Source organism: Algoriphagus sp. (assembly GCF_024642405.1).
GTDB lineage: Bacteria > Bacteroidota > Bacteroidia > Cytophagales > Cyclobacteriaceae > Algoriphagus.
The window spans coordinates 1-5,474 of the sequence record NZ_JAHEBC010000254.1 but is presented as its reverse complement, the minus strand read 5'-3'; the positions used below and the strand labels follow the sequence as shown (position 1 = coordinate 5,474).

Here is a 5,474-nt window from a genome sequence, read left to right as displayed (position 1 = left end):
ATCCCGAAGTCCTTGTAAATACCCTGGTTTTGGTAAACATAATCCCATGTTTCCGGGAACTGGTTCAAGAATTAGTGCGGCAATCTCACCTTTATTCGCAGCCACTAAAGTTTCTATTGCCTCTAGATCATTATAGGGTGCAAGCAAGGTGTCTTTTGCTGTCCCTTTGGTCACACCAGGTGAATCTGGATCACCCATCGTCATTGCCCCAGAACCGGCAGCTATCAAAAAAGAATCACCATGTCCATGATAATGTCCTTCCATCTTGATGAATTTATCCCGACCAGTATACCCTCGCGCCACTCTTATAGCAGACATCGTTGCCTCTGTCCCTGAGTTTACCATTCTAACTTTTTCAACAGAAGGAACCATACTGACAATCAATTCAGCTATCTCGACTTCTTTAGCTGTAGGTGCGCCGAATGAAGTTCCATCTTCCATTGCTTTGATTACTGCCTCTTTGATCATGGGATGGTTATGACCCAAAATCATGGGCCCCCAACTATTGATCATTTCAATAAATCGATTTCCATCTTCATCGATAAGATAGGCTCCGTCTGCTTTTTTTATGAAAAGGGGGTCTCCTCCAACAGCTCTAAAGGCTCTTACCGGAGAATTAACTCCTCCAGGAATGAACTTTTGTGCATGGGCAAACAGTCTTTTACTTTCTGAAATTTGCATGGATTACTTTAGTGGTTTCATTTCTCCTGCTTCTATTTTGAATACAGGAACGTATTGATTGTTATTGCTATTTTGGAAATTGAATCCCCAGGAAACTTTCCCTTGCTGAAAAGCAGCCTGATCGAGGTTTCTTCTTAGCTCAAAACCTTTGGTAGGTCCCATATTGGAAGATAACCAATACACTAACTCTCTACCCAAAGTGGCATTGAGGCTAGGGTAACTCAAATTTTTGGAATAGAAGTTTTCCTTAAACTGTTCCATGGCATCAGCCTCAAAATTTGGAGTATTATTTGAAATGAAATGAAAGTTTGGGAATTCAAGCATTTCATAATTGGCAAAATTAAAGCCTATCCAAGAGTCCATCACCAAGAATGGAACGGAAGCATTCACTGATTCCATCAATCCAAAAGTTGGCTGAGCAATTGACGGATCATCTGTCAAAAGGATGATTTGATCAACCTCCAATTCAACGCTATCCATTCCGGTTCTAATGCCTTGTTTTTGCAAAAAATCAATCACATTTCTTTGATTTACTTGTTGCATATCGACAATCGAAAACCCAGCAGAAGTTAATTGATCTCTTAAGAGCATTCCTAACTTTTCGTCACGGGAACTGCCGCTATATCCCAACGCAACTTTACTTCCCCAATTCTGGTTTCGGAGAGCTGCAACAATTCCATTAGAAATAGAAGCTACAGAGGGTCTGAATAAATAACTGTACTGCGTATTCTCAAATCGCTCACCCAGATTCGATAAAGGGTGAATCAAAGGTATCTTTGATGTCTCAGCAAAAGAACTGACTAAGTCAACTTCATCGGGATAGATCGGACCAATAATCGCATCCGCATTTGCAATCACAGGATCTTTCAATAACTCAGCTAAGTGAGTCATATCTCTCTTAGAATCAAATGTATGAAGCGTGACTTGTTTGCCTTCTTCCTTCAGTCTATTTACAGCAAAATTAATTCCTTGATATAATTCAAAAATAAAGCTTGATTGGTCAATAGAAGAGGCAGAGGCAGAAGGAGAAGTTGTAAATGGAAGAATTACAACAAAATCCAAAACCATATCCTTTACCGCATTCATTCCTCCACCTGCGTTCCCTTGCAATTCATAATATGCTGCTCTTTCAGAAGCTGAAAGAATTGTTTGGCTCTCCAAAACAGTCTTTAAAGCTGCAGCGTATCCTTTATTTTCTTTAAACTCCTGAAGATTGGCAACCATAAAACTAGCACTAGTTTTTTTGAGGTTCTCAAAAGTTGCATTTTCTGCCATTTCCTTCATCGAATCCTTCTTGATTCCCTTGATAGCTCGCAATGCTTCCTGATTTTGTTGGTTTTGGAAGTATGCCAATGCTAATAAATACTTTGATTCGTCTGATTTGGTCCAAACTTTATTTGAAACCTGCAGAAGTGCTGGAATTGCCTGATCTGGTTGATTTGCGCCCAATGCAGCTTCTCCAAGATGAAATGCCGCATAATTAGAAAGGGCTCCATATCTTTCAGAATCCATAAACTCCCTAAAAAGAGGCATTGCCTCCCAATAATTTTTTGAATTGAGGAAAGTCTGTGCTTTTTGGTAATCCTCAGGAATATTCTGAGCAAAAGTTAAAGAGACTAAGAAAAACGCAGAAATAAGTAAGAAATAATTTCTCATGAATCTGAAGGTGAATCAAACATCAATACAAGGTTTGCAAATTTAACCCAATATTTTCAAACCCAAAGTTTAGGCCAAAAGCTTTGAAAAGTAAAACCCGAAGAAATTACCTCGGGTTTTGATTATATAACTGGTATTAATAAATCTTAAATCTTAAATCAGACTTCCTAAATCTGTCTATTCCCACTCAATTGTTGCTGGTGGCTTAGAAGAAATATCATAAACTACTCGATTGACTCCTTTCACTCGATTGATGATCTCGTTTGAGATTTTCCCCAAGAATTCATAAGGAAGATGAATCCAATCTGCCGTCATACCATCTACTGATCCTACCGCTCTTAATGCAACAACCTTCTCATACGTCCTCTCATCTCCCATCACGCCCACAGATTGTATTGGCAGCAACATGGCTCCTGCCTGCCAAACCTGATCATAAAGCCCGTGATCTTTCAAACCTTGGATAAAAATATGATCTACTTCCTGAAGCGTCTTTACTTTTTCTGCAGTGATATCTCCTAATATTCTAATTCCTAAACCAGGACCCGGAAACGGATGTCTTCCTATAATAGTCTCAACGATTTCCAATGCTCTTCCTACTTCACGAACCTCATCTTTAAAAAGAGTATTCAATGGCTCTACCACTGAAAGTTTCATAAAATCGGGTAATCCTCCCACATTGTGATGAGATTTGATGGTCGCAGATGGTCCTTTAACAGAAACAGATTCAATCACATCCGGATAGATGGTTCCTTGCCCCAACCATTTTACTCCTTCAATTTTATGGGCTTCATCGTCAAATACTTCAATAAATACCCGACCAATTGCTTTTCTTTTTGCTTCAGGATCAGTTAATCCAACTAGTGCATCATAAAAACGCTGTTTTGAATCTACACCAATCACATTCAATCCCATATGCTTATAGGAATCTAGTACCTCTTCAAATTCGTTTTTTCGAAGCAATCCATTATCCACAAAAACGCAAGTCAATTGATCTCCGATTGCTCTATGAATTAAAGTAGCTGCAACAGAAGAATCAACTCCTCCTGAAAGACCCATTACTACTTTATCTTTCCCGATTTTGGCTTTCAGTTCAGCGACGGTGGCATCAATAAACACATCTGATGTCCAGTCCTGTGCACAGCCACAAATATGAACCACAAAGTTTCGTAATAGATTTTTACCTTCTGTGGAATGGGTGACTTCCGGGTGAAACTGAATTCCGTATGTCTCTTCTTCCTTCACTTTGAATGCCGCAACTCTAACGGAAGAAGTACTTGCAATCACTTCAAAATTACCAGGTAAGTCTTTAATAGTGTCTCCATGAGACATCCATACCTGAGAGCCATGGCTCATTTCCTTCAATAAATCATAATGAGTATCGATATGGCTGAGATTAGCTCTTCCATATTCTCTGATCTCGGAAGGCAAAACTTCTCCTCCATATTTTTGAGCTAGTAATTGAGAACCGTAGCAAACGCCCAAAAGAGGTAGTTTTCCTCTTAAAGCATCCAAATCCAAATCGGGAGAACCCTCATCTCTTACAGAGCAAGGAGAACCTGAAAGAATCACTCCTTTGATGTCGGAAGTGATTTCTGGAACTTTGTTATAGGGGTGGATTTCACAATAAACATTCAGCTCTCTAACTCTTCGGGCGATGAGTTGTGTGTACTGAGAACCGAAATCAAGGATCAAGATTTGTTCTGCCATGCGCAAAGGTAAGCAGGTAAGGCAAATTGAGGAAATGTTCTGATAAATTTTACAGAATAATGTTTGGTAAATTTTATCCCTTCGGTAAATCTCAGGGTAGAATTATTTCAATTGGTAGGTTATAAACCCAAAAACATTAAAATTTAAGGTCAATTCCAATTTGAATTTCTCCTTATGAAAAAGTTATTGTTTCTATTATCAATTCTTACGCTTTGCTCTATTTCCGTTTTTTCACAAAGCACCGCTTTAAATAAAACCCTAAGTCCATACTTTGATCTAGTAAGACCTGAATTCAAAGGAGATTTAGCTTATGAAACCGTAGCTTTTGTAGAACAATACTGGAGAGTTGCTGGAAATACAGGGTTTAACAATTCAGTATATAAAATCGCAGAAGAGTTGGAGACCGCAGGTTTTGTTTTAGAGGAAAATGCCAAATCCACCGATCGACTTACCTATAGGATTGAAACTAGGAAAATGGAAAGACCTACTTGGGAACCTGTTTCAGCTTCATTAAAAATTGTCGGAGCCGATGGAGATTTACTTTCATCCGCAGGCAACAGGAACATGACGTATTTAAATTCAAGTTCTACCTCTCCCGAGGGAATAACTGCAGAAGTTATTTATGTTGAAAGCAAGGAAGCTCTTGAAGGAATGGAAGTAAAAGGGAAAATCCTTTTTTCAGATCAGATAGGTTATAGAACCCTACAATCATCCGTAAAAGAAAAAGGTGCCTTAGGTATATTGACTTATGATATGCCTTCTTATTTGCAACCGGAGAAAAACATTACCTCAATTCAATTTCGAAGTTTGAGATACGATGCTGAAAATCCTACTTGGGCAATAGCTCTTTCTTATGAAGCAAAGGAAAAGTTAAAAGCTGAACTGGAAAAAGGCCCAGTACTAGTCAACGCCAAAATCCAAACCAAGATTTATGATTCGGAGGAGTTAACGGTTGTAGCCAATGTAATGGGGTCTGAACTACCATTGGAAAGTTTAGTTTTCTCAGCACATATCCAGGAGCCTGGAGCAAATGACAATGCAACTGGGGTGGGCACGCAACTGGAAATGGCAAAAATTACCGCAAAATTAATTCGGGAGAATAAACTAGACCTAAAACGCACCTTGACTTTCCTATGGGGAGATGAAATCATTTCGACTCGTAGATATATTCAAGAAGAAGAGAAAAGAGAACCTGAAATCAACTGGGGAATTTCCTTGGATATGGTTGGCGAAAATACCGATGTTACTGGTGGAACATTCCTGATAGAAAAAATGCCTGATCCAAGTGCAATCTGGACAAGAGGAAATGACAAACACTCGGAATGGGGAGGTTCACCGATGACTGTAGAACAAATGAAACCTCATTATTTCAACGATTTTATATTGACTGTTTTCAAAGAGCAAGGAAGATTTGCTGACTGGGTGGTGGA

4 protein-coding genes are annotated in these 5,474 nt (G+C 39.0%); 1 reads left to right on the top strand and 3 read right to left on the bottom strand.

The window, feature by feature from the left end:
* From Q0L68_RS15505 to guaA, 3 genes are all read right to left on the bottom strand, one after another.
* Window positions 1-681 (bottom strand): aminotransferase class III-fold pyridoxal phosphate-dependent enzyme (locus tag Q0L68_RS15505; RefSeq protein ID WP_296704986.1); only part of this gene is annotated, 681 nt, incomplete at its 3' end.
* Between the two features lie 3 nt (window positions 682-684).
* Window positions 685-2,337, bottom strand: a complete 1,653-nt coding sequence (locus Q0L68_RS15500) for an ABC transporter substrate-binding protein (RefSeq protein WP_296704984.1) — start codon at window positions 2,335-2,337, stop codon at window positions 685-687.
* Between the two features lie 177 nt (window positions 2,338-2,514).
* Complete coding sequence (gene guaA, locus Q0L68_RS15495; protein ID WP_296704983.1) at window positions 2,515-4,044, bottom strand: glutamine-hydrolyzing GMP synthase; 1,530 nt, start codon at window positions 4,042-4,044, stop codon at window positions 2,515-2,517.
* A gap of 174 nt (window positions 4,045-4,218) precedes the next feature.
* Here guaA and Q0L68_RS15490 point away from each other — a divergent pair.
* The coding region (locus Q0L68_RS15490) for a M28 family peptidase (RefSeq protein ID WP_296704981.1) at window positions 4,219-5,474 on the top strand (1,256 nt) is incomplete at its 3' end.

What these genes read in the sequence shown, in the direction of transcription:
- Q0L68_RS15500 (WP_296704984.1), bottom strand. Translation starts at nt 2,337, where the DNA reads ATGAGAAATTATTTCTTACTTATTTCTGCGTTTTTCTTAGTCTCTTTA.
- guaA (WP_296704983.1), bottom strand. Translation starts at nt 4,044, where the DNA reads ATGGCAGAACAAATCTTGATCCTTGATTTCGGTTCTCAGTACACACAA.